Here is a 269-nt window from a genome sequence, read left to right as displayed (position 1 = left end):
CGGCAGAACCTGGTTTTCGATGTAGTATTCCGCGTCGTATTTGTGTTTACGCGGGTCGTATTCTTCCGCCAGGATCGCACGGTTAGAGATCGGACCGTCACCACGCAGAACGATGTAACCGATAACCATACCCGGTTTGATTTTAACACCTTTCGCCGCCAGACGTTTCGCAACCGCAACGTGCGGGCCGATCGCTTTGTATTCGTGCAGCGGACGGGTGATCTGTTCGTAGATCGCCAGTTTTTCCGGCGGGATTTCGTATTTAGACA

Annotated in this window: 1 pseudogene; it reads right to left on the bottom strand. The window is 52.8% G+C overall.

Annotated elements, in window-relative coordinates:
- A pseudogene (locus tag SB749_RS19575) lies at positions 1–269 on the bottom strand (DNA polymerase); the annotation flags it as partial.

Source organism: Brevibacterium sp. SIMBA_078 (genome assembly GCF_046534565.1).
Lineage (GTDB): Bacteria > Actinomycetota > Actinomycetes > Actinomycetales > Brevibacteriaceae > Brevibacterium.
This window is presented reverse-complemented; position numbering and strand designations above follow the sequence as displayed.